A 23,018-nucleotide genomic window follows, 5' to 3' on the forward strand; every position below is an offset into this window, starting at 1 on the left:
TCGTTCTGTCGACCGCCATCCTCACCGGTCCGCCGGTCGCCGGGTCGCCGCTCGAAGCCGACCTGCGCTCCCTCGGCTTCGACGTGCGCGTGGCCGACGGCACGGACCCCTCCGCCGACGTCAACGCGCACCTGGCCCGGGTGGCCCCCCAGGAACGGCTCGCCCTTGTCGACCCCCGCTTCGTCGGGCACGCGCACGCGCTCCGCCTCGCGCTGACCGACCCGCGCTTCGAGGCCGGCGCCCTCCCCGGTGTGCTCGGCCTCACCCCCGAGGCCCGGCGCCACCTCCCCTCCGGAACGGCGGACGACCCGGACGCCGCAGCCCGCGCCCTGGAGGCTGCGGGCATCCCGGTGCACCGGCCCGAGCTGGGGGTCCTCGTCGCCGCCGTGCCCGCCGACGAAGCCGCCCGGCAGGAGGCCGAGCGGGCCGTGGCGGCCGTGGACGACGAGCAGGTGCGGCTGCGCTCCGCGGTCAAGGCCCGCGACGGGTTCTTCACCACGTTCTGCATCAGCCCCTACTCGCGTTACATCGCCCGCTGGTGCGCCCGCCGCGGGCTCACCCCCAACCAGGTCACCACCGCCTCGCTGATCACCGCGCTGATCGCCGCCGCCTGTGCCGCCACCGGCCAGCGGTGGGGCTTCGTGGTGGCCGGCGTCCTGCTGATCGCCTCGTTCGTGCTGGACGCCACCGACGGCCAGCTCGCCCGCTACGCCCTCAAGTACTCCAAGCTGGGCGCCTGGCTGGACGCGACCTTCGACCGGGCCAAGGAGTACGCCTACTACGCGGGGCTCGCCCTGGGCGCCGCCCGCGGCGGCGACGACGTGTGGGCGCTCGCCCTGGGCGCGATGCTGCTGATGACCGCCCGGCACACCGTCGACTTCTCCTTCAACGAGGCCAGCCGCGACGAGGTGGCCAACACCAGCCCCACCGCCGTGCTCTCCAAACGGCTCGACAGCGCCGGCTGGACCGTGTGGGCGCGGCGGATGATAGTGCTGCCCATCGGCGAGCGCTGGGCCCTGATCGCCGTGCTGACGGCCGCCACCACGCCGCGCATCACCTTCGTCGTCCTGCTCGTGGCGGGCACCCTCGCCGCCTGCTACACCACCGCCGGCCGCCTGCTGCGCTCCGTGCGCCGCCGGGCCCGCACCGACCGCGCCGCCGCGGGGGTGTTCGCCCTCACCGACAGCGGCCCGCTCGCCGAGGTGGCCGGCCGCCTGCTGCGGCCCGTCCGGCTGCCGTCCCTGGGGGCGCCCGCCGTGGCCCTGCTGGGCGGCGCCGTGATCCTCGCCACCGCCTGGGCCTCCCCGCTGGGCAGCCCCTGGCCCATCGTCGCCGCGGCGGTGTACGCGCTCTGCTCGGGCGTGGCCCTCGCCCGGCCGCTCAAGGGCCCCCTCGACTGGCTGCTCCCGCCGATCTTTCGCATCGCGGAATACGGGACGGTGCTGGTGCTCGCCGCCCGGTCGCAGACCGACGGCGCGCTTCCCGCAGCCTTCGGGCTGGTCGCGGCTCTCGCCTACCATCACTACGACACGGTGTACCGCATCCGCGGGGACGCCGGAGCGCCCCCGCACTGGCTGGTGCGGGCTGTCGGGGGGCACGAAGGGCGGACCCTGGTGGTCACCGTCTTCGCGGCTCTCTGGCTGGGCGGCGGCGGTCACACCCAAGGCTTCATCTTCGCGCTGACCGCGCTGGCCGTGGTCATCGCGGCCGTGGTGCTCGTCGAGAGCATCCGTTTCTGGGTGTCGTCGCACGCACCCGCAGTACACGACGAAACAGGAGAACCCGCATGATCGGCCTCGTGCTGGCCGCCGGCGCCGGACGGCGTCTGCGCCCCTACACCGACACCCTGCCCAAGGCCCTGGTGCCCGTGGACGGCGAGACGACCGTCCTGGACATCGCGCTGAGCAACTTCGCCGAGGTCGGTCTCACCGACGTCGCGGTCGTCGTGGGCTACCGCAAGGAGGCCGTCTACGAGCGGCAGGCGGCGCTGGAGGCCAAGCACGGCGTCAAGCTCACCCTCATCGACAACGACAAGGCCGAGGAGTGGAACAACGCCTACTCCCTCTACTGCGCCCGTGAGGTCTTCAAGGAGGGCGTGCTGCTCGCCAACGGCGACACCGTGCACCCCGTCTCCGTGGAGAAGACCCTGCTGGACGCACGGGGCAGCGGCCAGAAGATCATCCTGGCGCTGGACACCGTCAAGAACCTGGCCGACGAGGAGATGAAGGTCGTCGTCGACCCCGAGAAGGGCGTGCAGCGCATCACCAAGCTGATGGACCCGGCCGAGGCCACGGGCGAGTACATCGGGCTGACCCTCATCGAGGCCGAGGCCGGCGCCGAGCTGGCCGACGCACTGAAGGCCACCTTCGAGCGCGACCCGCAGCTGTACTACGAGGACGGCTACCAGGAGCTGGTCAACCGCGGCTTCAAGGTGGACGTCGCCCCCATCGGCGACGTCCAGTGGGTCGAGATCGACAACCACGACGATCTCGCCAAGGGCCGGGAGATCGCATGCCGGTACTGACCCGCCTCATTCCGTCGCCGGTCGTCGTGGACATCTCCCGCGGCGCCCTGGACGACCTGGCGGGCCTGTTGGCCGATCAGCGGATCTCCACCAACGGCAAGCTCGCCTTCGCGATCAGCGGCGGCTCGGGCGCGACGCTGCGTGACCGGTTCGCGCCGCTGCTGCCCAACGCCTCCTGGTACGAGGTCGGCGGCGGCACCCTGGACGACGCGATCAAGCTCGCCGACGCCATGAAGTCCGGCCGCTACGACGCGGTGGTCGGCCTGGGCGGCGGCAAGATCATCGACTGTGCGAAGTACGCGGCGGCCCGGATCGGCCTGCCGCTGGTGGCGGTCGCCACCAATCTGTCGCACGACGGGCTGTGCTCGCCGGTCGCCACCCTCGACAACGACGCGGGCCGCGGCTCCTACGGGGTGCCCAACCCGATCGCCGTCGTCATCGACCTCGACGTCATCCGCGAGGCCCCCGAGCGCTACATCCGCTCCGGCATCGGCGATGTGATCTCCAACATCTCCGCGGTCAAGGACTGGGAACTGGGCCACGAGGTGCGCGGCGAGGCCATCGACGGGCTCGCCGCCGCGATGGCCCGGCAGGCAGGCGAAGCGATCCTGCACCACCCGGGGGACGTCAGCGACGACAACTTCCTCCAGGTGCTGGCCGAGGGCCTGGTGCTCACCGGCATCTCGATGTCGGTGGCCGGGGACAGCCGACCCGCCTCGGGCGCCTGCCACGAGATCAACCACGCCTTCGACCTGCTGTACCCCAGGCGTGCCGCGCCCCACGGCGAGCAGTGCGGCCTCGGCGCCGCCTTCGCCACGTATCTGCGGGGGGACAAGGACACGGCCAAGCTGATGGTGGAGGTGCTGCGCCGGCACCAGCTCCCGGTGCTGCCCGCCGACATCGGTTTCGACGCGGACGAGTTCGTCGAGGCCGTCGCGTACGCGCCGCAGACCCGCCCCGGGCGGTACACGATCCTGGAACACCTCGACCTGTCCACCGACCAGATCAGGGACGCGTACGCGGACTATGCACAAGCCATCGGTAGCTGAACTGCGGCCGGTCGTGCACCCCGCCGGGGTGAAGGACCGGCGCAGCGGTGAGCACTGGGCCGGCCGGCTCTACATGCGGGAGATCTCCCTGCGCGTGGACCGGCACCTGGTCAACACCCGGGTCACGCCCAACCAGCTGACCTATGTGATGACCGTCGCCGGCGTGCTGGCCCTCCCGGCACTGCTGGTGCCCGGGATCGCCGGGGCGGTCCTCGGGGTGGTGATGGTCCAGCTCTACCTGCTGCTCGACTGCGTCGACGGCGAGGTGGCCCGCTGGAAGAAGCAGTTCTCGCTGGGCGGCGTCTACCTGGACCGGGTCGGCGCCTACCTGTGCGACGCGGCGGTCCTGGTCGGCTTCGGACTGCGGGCCGCCGACCTGTGGGGGAGCGGGCGCATCGACTGGCTGTGGGCCTTCCTGGGCACCCTGGCCGCGCTCGGCGCCATCCTGATCAAGGCGGAGTCCGACCTCGTCGGTGTCGCCCGGCACCAGGGCGGGCTGCCGCCGGTCAAGGAGTCGGCGGCCGAGCCGCGCTCCTCCGGTCTGGCGCTGGCCCGCCGGGCGGCCTCCGCGCTCAAGTTCCACCGGCTGGTCCTCGGCATCGAGGCGTCGCTGCTGATCCTGGTGGTCGCGATCGTGGACCAGATCCGCGGTGATCTGTTCCTCACCCGGCTCGGCGTCGCCGTCCTGGCGGGCATCGCGGTCCTCCAGACGCTGCTGCACCTGGTGTCCATCCTGGCCTCCAGCAGGCTCAAGTGACGGAGGGCGGGAAGACGATGCGACTGGGTGCCGTGGTCCTGACCATGGGCAACCGCCCCGACGAGCTGCGGGCGCTGCTCGACTCGGTGGCCGGGCAGAAGGGCGACCCGATCGAGGTCGTCGTGGTGGGTAACGGGGCGCCGTTGCCGAAGCTGCCGGAAGGTGTACGGAAGGTCGAGCTTCCGGAAAACCTCGGCATCCCCGGGGGCCGCAACGTCGGCATCGAGGCGTTCGGCCCCGCGGGGAGCGAGGTGGACGCGCTGCTCTTCCTGGACGACGACGGGCTGCTGCCCCACACCGACACGGCCGAACTGGTGCGCGAGGCGTTCGCGGCGGATCCGCGGCTGGGCATCATCAGCTTCCGGATCGCCGACCCGGACACCGGGGTCACCCAGCGCCGCCACGTACCCCGGCTGCGCGCCTCCGACCCGATGCGCTCCTCGAAGGTCACCACCTTCCTCGGCGGCGCCAACGCCGTGCGCACCCGGGTGCTGGCCGAAGTCGGCGGCCTGCCCGACGAGTTCTTCTACGCGCACGAGGAGACCGACCTGGCCTGGCGGGCCCTGGACGCCGGCTGGGGCATCGAGTACCGCGCCGACATGGTGCTGCACCACCCCACCACAGCCCCCAGCAGGCACGCCGTCTACCACCGGATGGTGGCCCGCAACCGGGTGTGGCTGGCCCGCCGCAACCTGCCCGCCCTGCTGGTCCCCGTCTACCTGGGCGTCTGGCTGCTGCTCACCCTCGCCCGCCGCCCGTCCCTGCCGGCGCTCCGCGCCTGGATGGGCGGTTTCAAGGAGGGCTGGACGACGCCCGCCGGTCCCCGCCGGCCCATGCGGTGGCGTACGGTATGGCGTCTGACGCGGCTCGGACGCCCGCCCGTCATCTGACAAGCTCTCCTTCTGAGAGCATCGGCTCCACAAGCCCCTGCGCAGTGTGAGGACGAAAGTTTCCAACGTGAGCGAGACAACCCACGACAGTGCGGACAGCGCCGACAGCGCGGTGGGTGTGGCCCCTCCGCCGTCACCGGACGACCGTCTGACCCCGGCCGAACTCGCGGCCAAGTACGGCCTGTCGGTGAGCGGGGCCCGCCCCTCGCTGCCCGATTACGTACGGCAGCTGTGGGCCAGGCGACACTTCATTCTCGCCTTCTCCCGGGCAAAGCTGACGGCACAGTACAGCCAGGCCAAGCTGGGCCAGTTGTGGCAGGTCGCCACCCCGCTGCTGAACGCGGCGGTCTACTTCTTCATCTTCGGCGTGCTGCTGGGCGGCCGGGACGGTACCCCGGGCGGCAAGGAGAACTACGTCCCGTTCCTGGTCACCGGGGTGTTCGTCTTCACCTTCACGCAGACCTCGGTGCTCAACGGGGTACGGGCGATCTCCTCGAACCTGGGACTGGTGCGGGCGCTGCACTTCCCCCGCGCCTCCCTGCCGATCTCCGTCTCGCTCCAGCAGCTCCAGCAGCTGCTCTTCTCGATGATCGTCCTGATCGTCATCCTGATCGGCTTCGGACAGTTCCCCGCCTGGTCGTGGCTGCTGATCGTGCCGACGCTCGTCCTCCAGTTCGGCTTCAACACCGGGCTGGCGCTCATCATGGCCCGGCTCGGCAGCAAGACCCCGGACCTGGCCCAGCTGATGCCGTTCGTCACCCGTACGTGGATGTACGCGTCCGGCGTGATGTTCCCCCTCCAGCACATGCTGCAGACCCGGGCGAGCGCGCCGGGCTGGCTGGTGGACGTGCTCCAGGCCAACCCCGCGGCCGTCTACATGGACCTCATGCGGTTCGCGTTCATCGACGAGTACACCGGTGCGGACCTGCCGCCGCACGTGTGGGCGCTCGCGCTCGGCTGGGCGGTGGTCGTGGGCCTCGGCGGATTTGTTTTCTTCTGGAAGGCGGAGGAGCGTTATGGCCGTGGCTGAGCACACCGAGCGAAGCGGAGCACCCGCCGCGTCCGGTCAGGGGACCGAGGCCCAGGCCGCTGTGGCGGCGACCCCCTGGGTGCCGACGGTCATCGCCGAGGACCTGCACATCGTCTACCGCGTCTACGGCGGCGCCAAGGGCAGGGGCAGCGCCACCGCGGCCCTCAACCGCATCATCCGGCGCAAGCCGGGCGGCGGTATGCGCGAGGTCCACGCGGTGCGCGGGGTCAGCTTCACCGCCTACCGGGGCCAGGCCATCGGCCTGATCGGCTCGAACGGTTCGGGCAAGTCCACGCTGCTCAAGGCCGTGGCCGGGCTGCTGCCGGCCGAGAGCGGCCGGGTCTACACCGACGGCCAGCCCTCGCTGCTGGGCGTCAACGCGGCGATGATGAACGATCTGACCGGCGAGCGGAACGTCATCCTCGGCGGTCTGGCCATGGGCATGTCCCGGGAGGAGATCGGCCGCCGCTACCAGGACATCGTCGACTTCTCCGGCATCAACGAGAAGGGCGACTTCATCACCCTGCCGATGCGCACCTATTCCTCCGGCATGGCGGCCCGGCTGCGCTTCTCCATCGCCGCGGCCAAGAACCACGACGTCCTCATGATCGACGAGGCGCTGGCCACCGGTGACAAGAAGTTCCAGAAGCGCTCGGAGGCCCGCATCCGCGAGCTGCGCAAGGAGGCCGGCACGGTCTTCCTCGTCAGCCACAACAACAAGTCGATCCGCGACACCTGCGAGCGGGTGCTGTGGCTGGAGAAGGGCCAGCTGCTGCTCGACGGGCCCACGGACGAGGTCCTCAAGGAGTACGAGAAGTTCACCAGCAAGTAGCGTCCGGCGGGGTCGGCCGTCAGCGGCCCGCCCCGCCCTGCGGGCCCGGCCGGTTTCCCCGCACGCCTTGCGCGGCCCGCCGCCCCGGTGTCTCCCGGGGCGGCGGGCCGCTTCGTCGTGGAGGCGGCGGCCCAGGGGGAGGGGTGCCCACGGCGCGGGCCCTGCGGCCGGGTGCGCCGGCGCACACCGCGGCCACACGCCGGCATGTGCTGTCGGTGACGTGCCGCGCCGCCGTCCGCGTCGGGCAGGATGGGCGGCATGCGGGCGAACGGTGCGGCGACGGGCGCGGCCCCTCCCGGGCGGCCCCGCCCGGCAGCGGGGTCCGGCGGCGCCACGGAAGCGGGCGGGACCGGCGGCGGAAGCCGCTACCACCACGGCGACCTGCGCAACGCGCTGCTGCGGGCAGCCGTCGCGCTGGCGGCCGAGGGCGGGCCCGACGCCGTGGTGCTCCGCGCCGCGGCCCGCCAGGCCGGCGTCTCCGCCACCGCCGCCTACCGGCACTTCGACGGCCACGGCGAGCTGCTCGGCGCCGTCGCCGAGCACGCCCGCCGGCGCCTCGTCACCCGTATGGAAGCCGCCCGCCGGCAGACCCGCGGCGGCACCGGACGTGAGGCGGCACGGGAGCGCTTGCTGACCCTTGGCCGCGGCTACCTCGGCTTCGCCCGGGAGGAACCCGGCCTCTACCGCACGGCCTTCCGCCACCGGCCCTGCGGCTCCGCGGGCCGTCCCGGTACGGGCACCCCGGCCGGCTCGCCAGGGCCCCGGTCCGGCTGGGGGAGCCGCCCGCTCGCGGTGCTCGCCGCGGCCCTGGACGAGGCCGTCGCCGCCGGACTCGTCCCGGCCGGGCGCCGGGCCGGGGCCGAGCTGAGCGCCTGGGCCATGCTCCACGGCGCCGCCATGCTTCTCCTCGACGGCCCGCTCGGCGCCCTCGGCGAGGAGGAGGCCGCTCGTGTGCTCGATCGGGTGCCGCACGACATCGTGGCCGGACTGACCGCTCCCGAAGGCCCCGGCACGCGCTCACTCTGACGGGTGATCGGGTCCGTCCGCTCAGGGATGCTGACCCACCGCACGGGGGATTGATGTACGGCGTAAGCTGTTTCGGTGCTGATTCGCAGTAACTCGGGCGAACCGGCCTCGGCCGCTCTGTGCCGCTGGCCGCTTCCGCAGGCCAGCGTGCGCGGCGTGTCCGAAATAGGATGTTCTGGCGCGGCGGTGTAGAAACGGAGATGTGACGGCAATGGCCATGGGCAGCACGTGGTGACCCCGGAGGAGGACGCGCAGGCGAGCGCGGTGCTCTCCAAGGCCAAGGCGGAGAACTTCCCGGTGGCGCCCCGCTTCCTACCCCGTGCGTGGCGGGACGACCTGATGGCCGTCTACGGATTCGCCCGCCTGGTCGACGACATCGGGGACGGCGACCTGGACGACGCCCCCGAGCACGCGCGCACCCTCGGACTGGCTCCCGACCAGGCCGGCGACACACTCGCGATGCTCGACGCGTTCGAAGCCGACCTGCTCAAGGTGTTCGACGGCTCCCACCAGACCGGCGGCGCCGCGCCGTCCCCGGGCGGCGGGCCGGCCCACCCGCTGCTGCGGGCCCTCGTCCCCACCGTCCACCGCCGCGGACTGACCGCCGAGCCGTTCCTCGCCCTGGTCGAGGCCAACCGGCAGGACCAGAAGATCCGCCGCTACGCCACCTGGAGCGAACTCCTCGCCTACTGCGAGCTGTCGGCCAACCCGGTCGGCCGCCTCGTCCTGGCCATCACCGGCACCGCGACACCCGAACGGGTACACCGCTCCGACGCGGTCTGCACCGGGCTCCAGATCGTCGAACACCTCCAGGACGTGGCCGAGGACCTGGCCCGGGACCGCATCTACCTCCCGGCCGAGGACATGGACCGTTTCCGGGTCGGCGAGGCCGATCTGGCGGCCCCCACCGCGAACGCCTCGGTGCGCGCCCTGATCGCTTTCGAGGCCGACCGCGCACTGGGGCTGCTGGACGAGGGCACACCGCTGGTGCGCAGCGTCCACGGCAGGCTGCGGCTGCTGCTCGCCGGGTTCACCGGCGGCGGCCGGGCGGCGGTCCGGGCACTGCGGGCCGCACGGTACGACGTACTGGCAGGGGCTCCCCGGGCCGGCGCCGCCAGCGTGCTGCGCGCCTCCTGGGCGAGCCTGCGAGGAGAGGGGTGAGGGGCACGGTGGGGAACACACCGAAGACCGCCAGATCGATCCGTTCCGCGACCGCTCCCGTGTCGCAGCCCTCCCCGCAGGTGACCGCCGCCTACCGGTACTGCGAGGCCGTCACCGGGCAGCAGGCCCGCAACTTCGCCTACGGCATCCGGCTGCTGCCCGGACCCAAACGGCAGGCCATGTCCGCGCTGTACGCGTTCTCCCGCCGTGTGGACGACATCGGTGACGGCGACCTGCCCGCCGAGGCCAAGAAGGAGCGCCTGGAGCAGACGCGGTCGCTGCTCGCGCGGATCAAGGACCGGAAGGTGGCCGAGGACGACACCGACCCGGTCGCCGTCGCGCTCACCCACGCCGCCGACCGGTTCCCCCTGCCGCTGGACGCGCTCGACGAACTGATCGACGGAGTACTGCTGGACGTCGCCGGCACCACCTACCGCACCTGGGACGACCTCAAGGGCTACTGTCGCTGCGTGGCCGGCGCCATCGGACGGCTCTCGCTCGGCGTCTTCGGGACGGTGCCCGGCGCACGGGACGCCGTCCGCGCCCCCGAATACGCCGACACTTTGGGCCTGGCACTCCAACTGACCAATATTCTCAGGGACGTTCGGGAAGACGCGGAGGACGGACGTACCTATCTCCCTGCCGAGGACCTCGAGAAATTTGGCTGTGCCGACGGATTCAACAGCGATACGGTGCAGCCCGGTGCCGACTTCACCGGGCTGGTGCATTTCGAGGTCCGGCGCGCCCGCGCGCTGTTCGCCGAGGGTTACCGGCTGCTGCCCCTGCTCGACCGGCGCTCCGGTGCCTGCGTGGCCGCCATGGCGGGCATCTACCACCGGCTGCTCGACCGCATCGCGGCGGACCCCGCCGCCGTACTGCGCGGCCGGGTCTCCCTGCCCGGACACGAGAAGGCGTACGTGGCGGTACGGGGACTCTCCGGCCTCGACACCCGCCAGGCCGTGCGGCAGGCAGCACGGCGGAGCGCCTGATGGCCCCGAGGACAGGCAGCGGGGCAACTCGCCGCGGGGACGCGGCGTCCGAGCGGGCGCGGACCAGCAGCGGCAGCGAGGGGAGGAGCGTCCATGACAGCGGACGAGAAACGGTCCGATGACCGGTCCGGCGGCTCCCGGCGCGCCGTGGTGCTCGGCGGCGGCCTGGCGGGCACGACGGCCGCGCTACGGCTCGCCGAGGCCGGCCTGGAGACCACCCTCGTGGAGACCCGGCCCCGGCTGGGCGGACTGGCCTTCTCCTTCCACCGCGACTCCGCCGCAGGCCCGCTGACCGTCGACAACGGCCAGCACGTCTACCTGCGCTGCTGCACCGCCTACGGATGGTTCCTCAAGCGGGTCGGCGCCGCCCGTCTCGCCCCGCTCCAGGACCGGCTGGACGTGCCGGTGCTGGACGTCGGCGGGCCCCGGCCGCGGCTGGGCCGGCTGCGCCGCACCGCGCTGCCCGTCCCGCTCCACCTGGCGGCGAGCCTGAGCACCTACCCGCACCTGTCGCCGGCCGAGCGGCTGTCGGTGGCCCGCGCCGCGCTCGCCCTCAAGGGGCTCGACCCGGCCGACCCCGCGCTGGACGCCATCGACTTCGGCACCTGGCTGCACCGGCACGGCCAGTCGGCCCGCACCGTCGAGGCCCTGTGGGACCTGGTGGGCACCGCCACCCTCAACGCCCGCGCCCCGCACGCCTCCATGGCGCTGGCCGCGATGGTCTTCAAGACCGGGCTGCTCAGCGAGCCGGGCGCCGCGGACATCGGCTGGGCCCATGTGCCGCTCGGCGACATCCACGACGGTCTGGCCCGGGCCGCGCTCGACAAGGCGGGCGTGCGCACCCTGCTGCGCACTCGCGCACGGGCCCTCGAAGCGGACGACGAGGCCGGCTGGCGCGTGACGCTCGACGAAGGAGCCGACGGAGCCGGGCAGCTGACGGCCGGCACGGTCGTGCTCGCCGTACCGCAGCGCGAGGCGCACCGGCTGCTGCCCCCCGGGGCCCTGGCCGACCCGGGCAGGCTGCTGGACATCGGCACCGCACCCATCCTCAACGTGCACGTCGTCTACGACCGCAAGGTGCTGCGCCGTCCCTTCTTCACCGCGCTGGGCACCCCCGTCCAGTGGGTCTTCGACCGCACCGAGGCCTCCGGACTGACCGGCGGCGGCCAGTACCTGGCGCTGTCCCAGTCCGTGGCGCAGCAGGAGATCGACCTGCCGGTCGCCGCCCTGCGCGAGCGGTACCTGCCCGAACTCGAGCGGCTGCTGCCGGCCGCGCGGGGCGCCCGCGTACGTGACTTCTTCGTCACCCGCGAGCGCACCGCCACGTTCGCGCCGACACCCGGCGTGGAACGGCTGCGGCCCGGCGCGCGTACCTTCGCGCCCGGCGTCTACCTGGCCGGCGCGTGGACCGCCACCGGCTGGCCCGCGACGATGGAGGGCGCCGTCCGCAGCGGTGCGCGTGCCGCACGGGAGGCACTCGCCGCGCTGGGCCGTCCCCATGGGAAGGAACCGGTCCCCGGCAGCGAAGGAAGGGCCCATGAGCACCACTGACGTACCGAGCACAGCCAGTACGGGCCCCACAGCCGGCCCGCCAGCACCGCACCAAGGAGACCCTGTGACCCCGGCGAAGCAGCATCTCGCGCAGGCGGACGACGCAGTCGAGGAGAGCGCCGGCTCTCAAGAGGCCGGCGCCCGGGGCGTGACCGCGCTGCTGGACCGCGGGCGCGCGCTGACCACCCCGGTGCTGCGGGCCGCGGTCGAGCGGCTGGCCCCGCCGATGGACACCGTGGCCGCCTACCACTTCGGCTGGATCGACGCCGAGGGCCGGCCCTCCGACGCCGCGGGCGGCAAGGCGGTACGGCCGGCGCTGGCGCTGCTGTCCGCCGAGGCCGCCGGCGCCCCGCCCGAGGCCGGCATCCCCGGCGCGGTCGCCGTCGAACTGGTGCACAACTTCTCGCTGCTCCACGACGACCTGATGGACGGCGACGAACAGCGCCGCCACCGCGACACCGTCTGGAAGGTGCACGGCCCCGCCCAGGCCATCCTCGTCGGTGACGCCCTCTTCGCACTCGGCAGCGAGATACTGCTGGAGATGGGCACGGTCGAGGCAGGCCGGGCCACCCGGCGGCTGACCGTCGCCTCGCGCAAGCTCATCGACGGCCAGGCGCAGGACATCTCCTACGAGCACCGCGACCTGGTGACCGTCGAGGAGTGCCTGCACATGGAAGGCAACAAGACGGGCGCCCTGCTGGCCTGCGCCGCCTCCATCGGCGCCGTCCTCGGCGGCGCGGACGACCGCACGGCCGACGCACTGGAGGCCTACGGCCACCACCTCGGGCTCGCCTTCCAGGCCGTCGACGATCTGCTCGGCATCTGGGGCGACCCCCAGTCTACCGGCAAGCAGGCCTGGAGCGATCTGCGCCAGCGCAAGAAATCGCTGCCCGTGGCCGCCGCCCTCGGCTCCGAAGGCCCCGCCGCCGCCCGGCTGGCCAAGCTGCTGGCCGAGGACGCACAGAAGAGCCAGGCCGAGTTCGAGGACTTCCACGAGGCGGAGTTCGCCGAGCGGGCCGCGCTCATCGAGGAGGCCGGGGGCCGCGAGTGGACCTCCCAGGAGGCACAGCGGCAGCACACCACCGCCATTCAGGCGCTCGACTCGATCCCGATGCCGGGCAGAGTGCGCGAACAGTTCGCCGCTCTCGCCGACTTCGTCGTCGTACGGCAAAGGTGAGCGCCCCCGGCACCTGACGGTTCCGATTCATCGGACACTTCGGAAGGAGAAGGGATGACAGCAACGACCGACGGATCCGCTGGACCCGGCGTCTCCGGAACGAAGAACCTCACGAGCGACACCCTCGCCCCCGCCGCCGGCGGACGCGAGAGCACCGTCGCCCTGGCGGAGCGGACCGCTGCCCGCGCCGTCGACCACCTGCTCGCCCGGCAGGACGAGGCGGGCTGGTGGAAGGGAGATCTGGACACCAACGTCACCATGGACGCCGAGGACCTGCTGCTGCGGGAGTTCCTCGGCATCCGGGACGAGAAGACCTCCGCAGCCGCCGCCCGCTGGATCCGCTCACAGCAGCGCGAGGACGGCACTTGGGCCACCTTCTACGGCGGACCCGGCGAGCTGTCCACCACCATCGAGGCATACGTCGCCCTCAAGCTCGCCGGCGACGACCCCGAGGCACCGCACATGGCGCGGGCCGCGGCCTGGATCAGGGAACAGGGCGGGATCGTCCGCAGCAGGGTCTTCACCCGCATCTGGCTCGCGCTCTTCGGCTGGTGGCGCTGGGAGGACCTGCCGGAGATGCCGCCGGAGATCATCTGGTTCCCCAAGTGGTTCCCGCTCAACATCTACGACTTCGGCTGCTGGGCCCGGCAGACCATCGTGCCGCTGACCATCGTGTGCGCCTACCGCCCCGTCCACCCGGCGCCCTTCCGGCTGGACGAGCTGCACGTCGACCCCGCGCGGCCCAACCCGCCCGCCGCCAAGGCCCCCCTCACCAGCTGGGACGGTGCCTTCCAGCGCATCGACCGGGCCCTGCACGCCTACCGCAAGGTGGGCTCGCGCAGGCTGCGCAGGGCCGCTGTCAAGGAGGCGTCGCGCTGGATCATCGAGCGGCAGGAGAACGACGGCTGCTGGGGCGGCATCCAGCCGCCCGCCGTCTACTCGCTGATCGCCCTGCGGCTGCTCGGCTACGACCTGGACCACCCCGTGCTCAAGGCCGGGCTGGAGTCGCTGGACCGGTTCGCGGTCTGGCACGACGAGCAGACCCGGATGATCGAAGCCTGCCAGTCCCCGGTGTGGGACACCTGTCTGACCGCCATCGCCCTGGCCGACGCGGGACTGCCGCGCGACCACCCGGCGCTGGTCAAGGCCGCCGACTGGATGCTCGGCGAGCAGATCGTACGTCCCGGTGACTGGTCGGTGCGCCGGCCGCAGCTGACCCCGGGCGGCTGGGCGTTCGAGTTCCACAACGACAACTATCCGGACATCGACGACACCGCCGAGGTCGCGCTGGCGCTGCGCCGTATCGAGCACCCCGACTCCGAGCGCGTGAACCGGGCCATCGCACGGGCGGTGCGCTGGAACCTGGGCATGCAGTCCCGCGACGGCGCGTGGGGCGCCTTCGACGTGGACAACACCAGCAAGTTCCCCAACCGGCTGCCGTTCTGCGACTTCGGTGAGGTCATCGACCCGCCGTCGGCCGATGTGACCGCGCACGTGGTGGAGATGCTGGCGGCCGAGGGCAAGCAGGACGATCCGCGTACCCGCAAGGCCATCGCCTGGCTGCTCTCCGAACAGGAGTCCAACGGTTCCTGGTTCGGCCGTTGGGGCGTCAACTACCTGTACGGCACCGGCTCGGTCGTCCCCGCACTGGTGGCCGCCGGACTGCCCACCTCGCATCCGGCCATCCGGCGGGCCGTCGGCTGGCTGGAGAGCGTGCAGAACGACGACGGCGGCTGGGGCGAGGACCTGCGCTCCTACATCGACTCCGAGTGGATCGCCAACGGCACCTCCACCGCCTCCCAGACCGGCTGGGCCCTCATGGCGCTGCTGGCCGCCGGCGAACAGGACAGCAAGGCCGTCGAACGCGGCGTCACCTGGCTGGCCGAGACCCAGCGCGAGGACGGCTACTGGGACGAGCCCTACTTCACCGGTACCGGCTTCCCCTGGGACTTCTCCATCAACTACCACCTCTACCGGATGGTCTTCCCGCTCACCGCGCTGGGCCGCTACCTGCACGGTGACGGCCTCGCCCGGCGTACCGGACGGGACGCCTGATGGACAGCCCGGAGACCCCAGGACCGCTCCTCGTGGCGTGCGCACTCGGCATCGAGCACGTCGCGCTGCGCCGCGGCCTGGGGCGCCCGGGCCCCGACCACGCGAACGGGGGAACGGACGCCGCCCGGGTGAGGCTGCTGCGCAGCGGCATGGGCCCCCAGGCCGCCCGCACCGCGGTGACCAGGGCCCTGGCCGGGGAGGAGGTGGCCGGCGGCACCGCGGTACTGGCCACCGGCTTCTGCGCCGGGCTGGCCCGCGGCATGCGGCCCGGCGATCTCGTCGTCGCCGAGGAGACCCGCGACGAGCACGGCCGCACCCGCTGCACCGGCACCGAACTGCTGACGACCGCGCTCACCAGGCGCGGCTTCGGCGGCACCGTCCACGTCGGCCCCCTCGCGGGCACCGACCGCGTGGTGCGGGGCCGGGGCCGGGCCGCACTGCACACGTCCGGAGCGATCGCCGCCGACATGGAATCCGCCGCCACACTGGGCGCCGCCGCCGCGGGCACGGCCCGGCGCCCGGTTGCGGCTGTACGGGTGGTCGTGGACGCTCCGGGCCATGAACTGATCCGCATCGGGACACTGCGGGGTGGAATATCGGCATTCCGCGTCCTTCGCGGTGTCCTGCCCGCATTCCTCGAATGGCACCGATCCCTGCTGCTCCCCTGGAGGTGAGCCAGAAATGGCCATGCCGCTCCGCCAGACGCTCCGTATCGGGACGTATCTCTTCCAGCAGAAGCTCCGCAAGCGGGAGAAGTTCCCCCTCATCGTCGAACTGGAACCGTTGTTCGCCTGCAATCTGAAGTGCGAGGGCTGCGGAAAGATCCAGCACCCGGCCGGTGTTCTCAAGCAGCGGATGCCGGTGGCCCAGGCGGTGGGGGCCGTACTGGAGTCCGGCGCGCCGATGGTTTCCATCGCGGGCGGTGAGCCGCTGATGCACCCGCAGATCGGGGAGATCGTGCGGGAACTGGTGGCCAGGCGCAAATACGTCTTCCTTTGCACCAATGCCATGCTGCTGCGCAAGAAGATGGACCAGTTCAAGCCGTCGCCGTATTTCGCTTTCGCCGTGCACATCGACGGGCTGCGCGAGCGGCACGACGCCTCCGTCGCGAAGGAGGGCGTGTTCGACGAGGCGGTGGAGGCCATGAAGGAGGCCAAGCGCCGCGGTTTCCGCGTCACCACCAATTCCACGTTCTTCAACACGGACACCCCGCAGACCATCATCGACGTTCTCAACTTCCTGAACGACGAGATCAAGGTCGACGAGATGATGATCTCGCCCGCCTATGCCTACGAGAAGGCGCCCGACCAGGAGCACTTCCTCGGCGTGGAACAGACCCGGGAGCTGTTCAAGAAGGCGTTCGCCGGCGGCAACAGGGCCCGCTGGCGGCTCAACCACAGCCCGCTCTTCCTCGACTTCCTCGAAGGCAAGGCCGACTTCGACTGCACCGCCTGGGCCATCCCCAACTACTCCCTGTTCGGCTGGCAGCGCCCCTGCTACCTGATGAGCGACGGCTACGTCCCCACCTACCGGCAGCTGGTCGAGGAGACCGACTGGGACAAGTACGGCCGCGGCAAGGACCCCCGGTGCGCCAACTGCATGGCCCACTGCGGCTACGAGCCGACCGCCGTGCTGGCCACCATGGGCTCCCTCAAGGAGTCGCTGCGCGCGGCCCGCGAGACCGCAGCCGGGAACCGGGCCGGCTGAGCACCGCCAGCGAAGATCATCGAGCCAGGAGAAGGGGAGCGTGGCGTGACCGGTTTCGACCTGACCAAGCTGCTGGCCGAACGCAGCGGTGAACGGTACGAGTTGCACACCCGGTACCTGAACCACCAACTGCCGCGCATGCTGCGCACCATCGGCTTCGACAAGGTGTACGAGCGTGCCGAGGGCGCCCACTTCTACGACGCCGAGGGCAACGACTACCTGGACATGCTCTCCGGCTTCGGCGTCATGGGCCTGGGCCGCCACCATCCGGTCGTCAGACAGGCCCTGCACGACGTGCTGGACGCCCAGCTCGCCGACCTCACCCGGTTCGACTGCCAGCCGCTGCCCGGACTGCTGGCCGAGAAACTGCTGTCGTACGCGCCCGGCCTCGACCGGGTGTTCTTCGGCAACAGCGGCACCGAAGCGGTGGAGACGGCACTCAAGTTCGCCCGGTACGCCACCGGCAGGCCCCGCGTGCTCTACTGCACCCACGCCTTCCACGGGCTGACCACCGGCTCGCTGTCCGTCAACGGCGAGAGGGGATTCCGCGACGGTTTCGCCCCGCTGCTTCCCGACACCCCCGTCGAACTGGGCGACCTCGACGCGCTGGAACGCGAGCTGCGCGCGAAGGACGTGGCGGCGCTCGTCGTCGAGCCCATCCAGGGCAAGGGCGTGCACGCGGCCCCGCCCGGCTATCTGCGGGCCGCCCGCGAACTGCTGCACAAGCACGGGGCGCTGCTGATCGCCGACGAGGTGCAGACGGGCATCGGCCGCACCGGCGACTTCTTCGCCTACCAGCACGAGGACGGCGTCGACCCGGACCTGGTGTGCGTGGCCAAGTCGCTGTCGGGCGGCTACGTACCGGTGGGCGCGACGCTCGGCAAGGACTGGATCTTCAAGAAGGTCTACTCCTCCATGGACCGGGTCCAGGTGCACTCGGCCAGCTTCGGCAGCAACGCCCAGGCGATGGCCGCCGGCCTGGCCACCCTCGCGGTCATGGACGACGAGCGGATCACCGAGAACGCCCGCCGCACCGGTGACGAGCTGCGCACCCGGCTGGCCGCGCTCGTCGACAAGTACGAGCTGCTGCACGAAGTGCGCGGCCGGGGCCTGATGATCGGCATCGAGTTCGGCAAGCCGAGGTCGCTGGGGCTGCGCAGCCGCTGGACGATGCTCCAGACCGCCCGCAAGGGCCTGTTCGCGCAGATGGTCGTCGTCCCGCTGCTGCAGAAGCACCGCATCCTCACCCAGGTCTCCGGCGACCACCTGGAGGTCATCAAGCTGATTCCGCCGCTGGTGATCGGCGAGGCCGAGGTGGACCGCTTCGTGACCGCGTTCACCGAGGTCATGGAGGACGCGCACAACGGCGGCGGTCTCATGTGGGACTTCGGCCGCACCCTGGTCAAGCAGGCCGTCGCCAACCGCTGAACCGGCGACCGCTCAGCGGACCCCGCCGCGGGCCCGGACCGGAACAGCTCCGGCCCGGGCCCGCGGCGCTGCGCCGGGAAGTGCGCACCGGCTGCCCGTCCGGTCAGTCCGGGGAGCCCGGCAGCTCGGCGCGCACCGTGTGCGCCGCGGTCACCATGTTCCGCAGGGCCGCCCTCACCTGGGGCCACTCGCGGGTCTTGAGCCCGCAGTCCGGGTTGACCCACAGCCGGTCAGCGGACAGGGCCGCCAGCCCCTTGCGGAGCAGGGCGGCGAGTTCCCCGGCGTCGGGCACCCGCGGACTGTGGATGTCGTACACGCCGGGGCCCGCCTCGCGCGGGTAGCCGTACGACCGCAGTTCGTCGGCCACCTGCATCCGGGAGCGGGCCGCCTCCAGGCTGATGACGTCGGCGTCCAGCGCGTCGATGGCCTCGATGATGTCGCCGAACTCCGCGTAACACATGTGGGTGTGGATCTGGGTGTCCGCCCGCACCCCGCCGGTGGCCAGCCGGAACGCCTCGGTCGCCCACGCCAGATGGGCCCGGCGCCCGGCGGCGCGCAGCGGCAGCGTCTCACGCAGCGCCGGCTCGTCCACCTGGATCACCGGCGTACCGGCCGCCTCCAGTTCGCACACCTCGTCGCGCAGTGCCAGCGCCACCTGGCGGGCCGTGACCGACCGCGGCTGGTCGTCCCTGACGAACGACCAGGCCAGCATGGTGACCGGGCCTGTCAGCATCCCCTTGACGGGGCGCGAGGTGAGCGACTGCGCGTACCGCGTCCAGCGCACCGTCATCGGCTCCGGGCGCGCCACGTCACCGGCCAGGATCGGCGGCCGTACGTAGCGGGTGCCGTACGACTGGACCCAGCCGTGCCGGGTGGTGAGGAAACCGGTGAGCCGCTCGGCGAAGTAGCGCACCATGTCGTCCCGTTCGGCCTCGCCGTGCACCAGCACGTCGAGCCCCGCCTCCTCCTGGAAGGCGATCACCTCGCCGATCTCGGCCGCCACCCGCTGCTCGTACTCCGCAACGCCGGTCCGGCCGGCCCGCAGCGCGGCGCGGGCCTCGCGCAGCGCACGTGTCTGCGGGAACGAGCCCACGGTGGTGGTGGGCAGCGGCGGCAGCCCCAGCCGGGTGCGCTGCGCCGCCGTACGCCGCGAGTACGGCACGCCACGCCGCCCGTCGGCCTCGGTGGCCGCGGCGGCACGGGCCCGTACGGCCGTGTCACGGGTCAGCGGCGAGGCGGTGCGGGACGCCAGGTGGGCACGATTGGCGGCGAGCCGCGCGCGGATGGCGCCGGTCCCCTCGGACAGTCCGCGGGCCAGGGTCGCGGCCTCCCGGGCCTTCTGCCGCGCGAACGCCAGCCAGCGCGCGACCTGCGGATCCAGGTCCCGCTCCGCCCCAACGTCCAGCGGGACGTGCAGCAGCGAGCAGGAGGCGGCCACATCCACCCGGCCGGCCAGGCCCAGCAGCGTCCCCAGCGTGGTCATGGACCGCTCGTGATCGTCGATCCACACGTTCCGCCCGTCGATCACCCCTGCCACCAGCCGTTTGCCGGGCAGACCGCCGACTGCGGCCAGCTCGTCGAGGTTGGCGGCTGCGGGGCCCGTGAAGTCGAGCGCCAGGCCCTCGACCGGCGCCTTCGCCAGGACGGGCAGGGCCTCACCGAGGCGGTCGAAGTAGGAGGCGACCAGCAGCCGCGGCCGGTCCGCCGACTCGCCCAGGTACCGGTAGGCGCGGGCCGTCGCCGCCAGCTCGGCGGGCGTGCGGTCCTGCACCAGGGCCGGCTCGTCCAGCTGCACCCAGTCGGCGCCGGCCGCGCGCAGCCGCGCCAGGATCTCGGCGTATACGGGCAGCAGCCTCCCCAGCAGCGACAGCGGCTCGAAGTCCGGCGCCGAGCCGGGGGCGGGCTTGGCCAGCAGCAGATAGGTGACCGGCCCCACCAGCACCGGCCGCGGGGCCGCCACACCGAGTGCGAGCGCCTCCGTCAGCTCGGCCGTCTGCTTGCCGGGGTCCGCACGGAAGACGGTTCCGTCCCCGATCTCGGGCACCAGGTAGTGGTAGTTGGTGTCGAACCACTTGGTCATCTCCAGCGGCGCGGTCTCCCGTGTGCCGCGGGCCATGGCGAAGTAGCCGTCCAGCGGATCGGCGGCGACGGCCGCGCGGTGCCGTTCGGGGACGGCGCCGACCATGACCGTGGTGTCGAGCATGTGGTCGTAGAGCGAGAAGTCGCCCGTGGGCACCTCGTGCAGGCCCGCCTCGGCCATCTGCCGCCAGTTGGCGCGGCGGAGCCGGGCGGCGGTGGCCAGCAGGGACTCCGCGTCGACGCGGCCCCTCCAGTAGCCCTCGACCGCCTTCTTGAGCTCGCGGTCGGGCCCCTGCCGCGGATAGCCGTGCACTGTGGCGCGGGCCGTGCCGGTCCCTCCGGTGGACGCCCGGGGGCCGGGCGCCGGTGCTGTGCGGTGTCCGGTCGCTGTCACGCAACTCTCCTTCGCGAGACGTCTCAGCGCTCCCGGAGCGGGACGAGGACGCGAAGGACGACAGGGCGGACGGCCGTCGGTGCCGTCCGCGTCGCACGCGTGCGAGGGCCACCCGCACGTGTGCGCTGTTCTCCGACCCGCCCACGAGGTCTCCGGGAGAACCGCACGCGTATACGACGCGTACGGGCAGCGGGCAGGTCTTCGGACTCGCGGGCACACCCGCCGGACTCGTACCGGCGGACACCTAATGGCCGTCGCTTCCCGGACCGGCGGTCCAGTGCGTATGACGGCGGTCGTTCCCGCTCACCGCTGCGGGGCAGTCCCGGATTCGCACCGGGTTCCCTCTTGCGACGCCTCCCGCCTGGCGGACGGGGCGAACCAGCTGCGGCGCCAGCCTAACGGCGGACGCGCCGGATGTCTGCGGTGCCCGTCGGACGCGGGGCCGCACCGGCACCGGGCCCCGCGCCGGGCGGGCACCGGAATCCGGGTCAGCCCTCCAGCATGCGGTCCTGGAGCCGGGCCCGGGTGTGCCGCGAGAGCTTGAGGCCCTCGGTCAGATAGGTGTCCACGTCGCCCCACGTCCCGTCGATCGTGTCGAACGCCGCGTGCAGATACGCCGCGCGGGCGTCGAAGAGCGGCGCCAGCAGCTCCAGCACTTCCGGGGACATCCCGGCCTTCGAACGGGGGCTGCGGTAGATCTTGTACCGCCGGTGCGGCTGGTTCGACTGGAGGTAGTCCTCCTCGATCGCCGCCCGGTCCACGCCGAGGGCCAGCAGCGTGATCGCCACCGACAGCCCCGCCCGGTCCTTGCCCGCGGCGCAGTGCATCAGCGCGGGCACGCTGTCCTCGGCGAGCGCGTGCAGGATGCGGCTGTGCTCGGCCGTACGCGAGGTGATCATGGCCCGGTAGGAGCTGGTCATCCGCTCGACGGCCAGCCCGTCGCCGAGGATCGCGCGGAGCTGGTCCAGCTCGCCGTCGCGCACCATCTTCCAGAACTCGGCGCCGTCGGCCGGGTCGGACAGCGGGATGTTGACGTTGCGGACACCGGGAAGTTCCACGTCGGGGCCGTCGAGCGCCTGGTCGGCGGAGTTGCGGAAGTCGAAGACGGTGTGCAGCTTCAGGCCGCCCAGGAAGACGGTGTCCTGGGGGGTGGCGTGCGCCAGGTGACCGCTGCGGAAGAGCACCCCTCGCCGCACCCGCCGGCCATCCACCGTCGGCAGCCCGCCGACGTCGCGGAAGTTCCGAACCCCGGCCAGCTCGATCTCGGTGGGCTCCTGAGTCACGAGTGCTCCCTCTGCGTTCCGCTACGGCCGTCCGTTCGACGATACGACATCGGTGCCTGAGGCGATCAGTTCCCGTAGGTGACCGGAACGGGGCGCAGTCCCGAGGCGCCCGGGGCCGGTGCGGAGACCGCGACTGAACCGGCGGGGCCCATGGACGCGCACCGGGGCCCGCACGGCGGCGAGCGGGGTGCCGCCCGGGGCGGCAGGGCAGGTGTGGTCCCGTCGCCGTAGGCTCGCACCGTGAGCGAGGAGCTGTTCCCGCGGCCCCCGGCCGAGATCGCCCCGGGAGCCGTGCACCTACCCGGCCGGCTGGACGCCGAGGCGCAGCACGAACTGCTGACGGCCTGCCGCCGCTGGGCCCTGCCCCCGGCCGGACTGCGCACCGTACGGATGCCGAGCGGCGGCCGGATGTCGGTGCGGCAGCTCAGCCTGGGGCGGCACTGGTACCCGTACGGCTACGCGGACACTGTCGTGGACGGGGGAGGCGAGCCGGTCAAACCGTTCCCCGGCTGGCTGGGGGAGTGGGCCCGCGCCGCGGTGGACGCCGCGGCGGAGGTCGTCGCCGGCACGGACACGCTCGGACGGCGGCCGTGCGACGTCCCGTACGACATCGCGCTCGTCAACTTCTACGGCGACGGCGCCCGGATGGGCATGCACCGGGACAGCGACGAGAAGTCCGCGGCGCCGGTCGTCTCCTTCAGCCTCGGCGACGCCTGCGTCTTCCGGTTCGGCCACAGCGGGGGCCGGGGCAGACCGTGGCACGACGTGACCTTGCGCAGCGGCGACGCGTTCGTCTTCGGCGGCCCCGCACGGCTGGCCTACCACGGGGTCCCGCGCACCGATCCCGGCACCGCCCCGCCCGGACTGGGACTGCGCGGACGGGTCAACGTCACGGTACGGGCGTACTGAGGCCGGCGGTTCGCCGAGGGGCGTGCGCCACCTCGGCGAACCGGCTGCCGGCTCGGTTCCCTCGTGGCCGGTGTTTCCGGGGGGGGTGCCTCTATGTCTTTCGTCAAGCGGGGCGTGGGGTTCTGGGTTCGTAGAAGGTTCCGTCGCGGAGCATCGCGAACAGGACGTTGATCCGTT

General features: G+C 72.4%; 19 protein-coding genes and 1 riboswitch. Of the genes, 17 read left to right on the plus strand and 2 right to left on the minus strand.

Features of this window, described 5'->3' with window-relative positions; genetic code table 11:
• The first annotated feature begins 5 nt into the window (after window positions 1-5).
• The 16 genes from IO40_RS0122145 (at window position 6) to IO40_RS0122220 (ending at window position 18,176) form a co-directional block, all read left to right on the plus strand.
• Window positions 6-1,790: a DUF5941 domain-containing protein gene (locus tag IO40_RS0122145; protein ID WP_031175983.1), complete on the plus strand. Its 1,785-nt coding sequence runs from the start codon at window positions 6-8 to the stop codon at window positions 1,788-1,790.
• On the plus strand, window positions 1,787-2,524 hold the full coding sequence (locus IO40_RS0122150) for a phosphocholine cytidylyltransferase family protein (RefSeq protein WP_016470900.1): 738 nt from the start codon (window positions 1,787-1,789) through the stop codon (window positions 2,522-2,524). Before IO40_RS0122145 ends, IO40_RS0122150 begins: the two co-directional genes overlap by 4 nt.
• The gene (locus IO40_RS0122155) at window positions 2,512-3,573 is read left to right on the plus strand and encodes an iron-containing alcohol dehydrogenase family protein (RefSeq protein WP_016470901.1); all 1,062 of its coding nucleotides are present in this window, start codon (window positions 2,512-2,514) and stop codon (window positions 3,571-3,573) included. The genes IO40_RS0122150 and IO40_RS0122155 overlap by 13 nt, the downstream gene beginning before the upstream one ends.
• Entirely contained in the window at window positions 3,551-4,330 is a 780-nt protein-coding gene (locus tag IO40_RS0122160; RefSeq protein WP_016470902.1) for a CDP-alcohol phosphatidyltransferase family protein, read from the plus strand. Before IO40_RS0122155 ends, IO40_RS0122160 begins: the two co-directional genes overlap by 23 nt.
• A 17-nt stretch (window positions 4,331-4,347) precedes the next feature.
• Window positions 4,348-5,220, plus strand: a complete 873-nt coding sequence (locus tag IO40_RS0122165) for a glycosyltransferase family 2 protein (RefSeq protein WP_016470903.1) — start codon at window positions 4,348-4,350, stop codon at window positions 5,218-5,220.
• A 67-nt stretch (window positions 5,221-5,287) separates the two neighbouring features.
• Window positions 5,288-6,250: an ABC transporter permease gene (locus IO40_RS0122170; protein ID WP_016470904.1), complete on the plus strand. Its 963-nt coding sequence runs from the start codon at window positions 5,288-5,290 to the stop codon at window positions 6,248-6,250.
• Window positions 6,237-7,082: an ABC transporter ATP-binding protein gene (locus IO40_RS0122175; RefSeq protein WP_016470905.1), complete on the plus strand. Its 846-nt coding sequence runs from the start codon at window positions 6,237-6,239 to the stop codon at window positions 7,080-7,082. Before IO40_RS0122170 ends, IO40_RS0122175 begins: the two co-directional genes overlap by 14 nt.
• A gap of 258 nt (window positions 7,083-7,340) precedes the next feature.
• Window positions 7,341-8,108, plus strand: coding sequence for a TetR/AcrR family transcriptional regulator (locus tag IO40_RS0122180; protein WP_016470906.1), 768 nt, complete (start codon window positions 7,341-7,343; stop codon window positions 8,106-8,108).
• 228 nt (window positions 8,109-8,336) lie between these two features.
• Window positions 8,337-9,269 carry a squalene synthase HpnC gene (hpnC, locus tag IO40_RS0122185; RefSeq protein ID WP_016470907.1) on the plus strand — a complete coding sequence of 311 codons (933 nt, stop codon included), beginning with the start codon at window positions 8,337-8,339 and terminating at the stop codon, window positions 9,267-9,269.
• Window positions 9,270-9,307: 38 nt separating this feature from the next.
• Window positions 9,308-10,258 carry a presqualene diphosphate synthase HpnD gene (gene hpnD, locus IO40_RS0122190; RefSeq protein WP_033230011.1) on the plus strand — a complete coding sequence of 317 codons (951 nt, stop codon included), beginning with the start codon at window positions 9,308-9,310 and terminating at the stop codon, window positions 10,256-10,258.
• 93 nt (window positions 10,259-10,351) lie between these two features.
• A complete protein-coding gene (hpnE, locus tag IO40_RS0122195; RefSeq protein WP_031175985.1) occupies window positions 10,352-11,809 on the plus strand; it encodes a hydroxysqualene dehydroxylase HpnE in 1,458 nt (485 codons plus the stop codon).
• Between the two features lie 64 nt (window positions 11,810-11,873).
• A complete protein-coding gene (locus IO40_RS0122200; protein ID WP_016470910.1) occupies window positions 11,874-12,986 on the plus strand; it encodes a polyprenyl synthetase family protein in 1,113 nt (370 codons plus the stop codon).
• Window positions 12,987-13,040: 54 nt separating this feature from the next.
• Window positions 13,041-15,041: a squalene--hopene cyclase gene (gene shc, locus IO40_RS0122205; protein ID WP_016470911.1), complete on the plus strand. Its 2,001-nt coding sequence runs from the start codon at window positions 13,041-13,043 to the stop codon at window positions 15,039-15,041.
• Complete coding sequence (locus tag IO40_RS0122210; RefSeq protein WP_016470912.1) at window positions 15,041-15,715, plus strand: 5'-methylthioadenosine/S-adenosylhomocysteine nucleosidase family protein; 675 nt, start codon at window positions 15,041-15,043, stop codon at window positions 15,713-15,715. The genes shc and IO40_RS0122210 overlap by 1 nt, the downstream gene beginning before the upstream one ends.
• A 7-nt stretch (window positions 15,716-15,722) precedes the next feature.
• On the plus strand, window positions 15,723-16,748 hold the full coding sequence (gene hpnH, locus IO40_RS0122215) for an adenosyl-hopene transferase HpnH (protein ID WP_031175986.1): 1,026 nt from the start codon (window positions 15,723-15,725) through the stop codon (window positions 16,746-16,748).
• 45 nt (window positions 16,749-16,793) lie between these two features.
• The gene (locus IO40_RS0122220) at window positions 16,794-18,176 is read left to right on the plus strand and encodes an aspartate aminotransferase family protein (protein WP_016470914.1); all 1,383 of its coding nucleotides are present in this window, start codon (window positions 16,794-16,796) and stop codon (window positions 18,174-18,176) included.
• A 103-nt stretch (window positions 18,177-18,279) separates the two neighbouring features.
• On the opposite strand, the gene metE is transcribed toward IO40_RS0122220, so the two are convergent.
• Window positions 18,280-20,568 (minus strand): 5-methyltetrahydropteroyltriglutamate--homocysteine S-methyltransferase, encoded by a 2,289-nt coding sequence (gene metE / locus IO40_RS0122225; RefSeq protein WP_031175988.1) that lies wholly within the window; start codon window positions 20,566-20,568, stop codon window positions 18,280-18,282.
• Window positions 20,569-20,824: 256 nt separating this feature from the next.
• Window positions 20,825-21,047: riboswitch (cobalamin riboswitch) on the minus strand.
• Between the two features lie 90 nt (window positions 21,048-21,137).
• A complete protein-coding gene (locus IO40_RS0122230; RefSeq protein ID WP_016470916.1) occupies window positions 21,138-21,932 on the minus strand; it encodes a tyrosine-protein phosphatase in 795 nt (264 codons plus the stop codon).
• Between the two features lie 240 nt (window positions 21,933-22,172).
• Between IO40_RS0122230 and IO40_RS0122235 the strand changes: the two genes are divergently transcribed.
• Complete coding sequence (locus tag IO40_RS0122235; protein ID WP_030406044.1) at window positions 22,173-22,841, plus strand: alpha-ketoglutarate-dependent dioxygenase AlkB family protein; 669 nt, start codon at window positions 22,173-22,175, stop codon at window positions 22,839-22,841.
• Window positions 22,842-23,018 lie beyond the last annotated feature (177 nt).

Origin of the sequence: Streptomyces albus subsp. albus, from assembly GCF_000725885.1 — a bacterium.
GTDB classification, from domain to species: Bacteria; Actinomycetota; Actinomycetes; order Streptomycetales; family Streptomycetaceae; genus Streptomyces; species Streptomyces albus.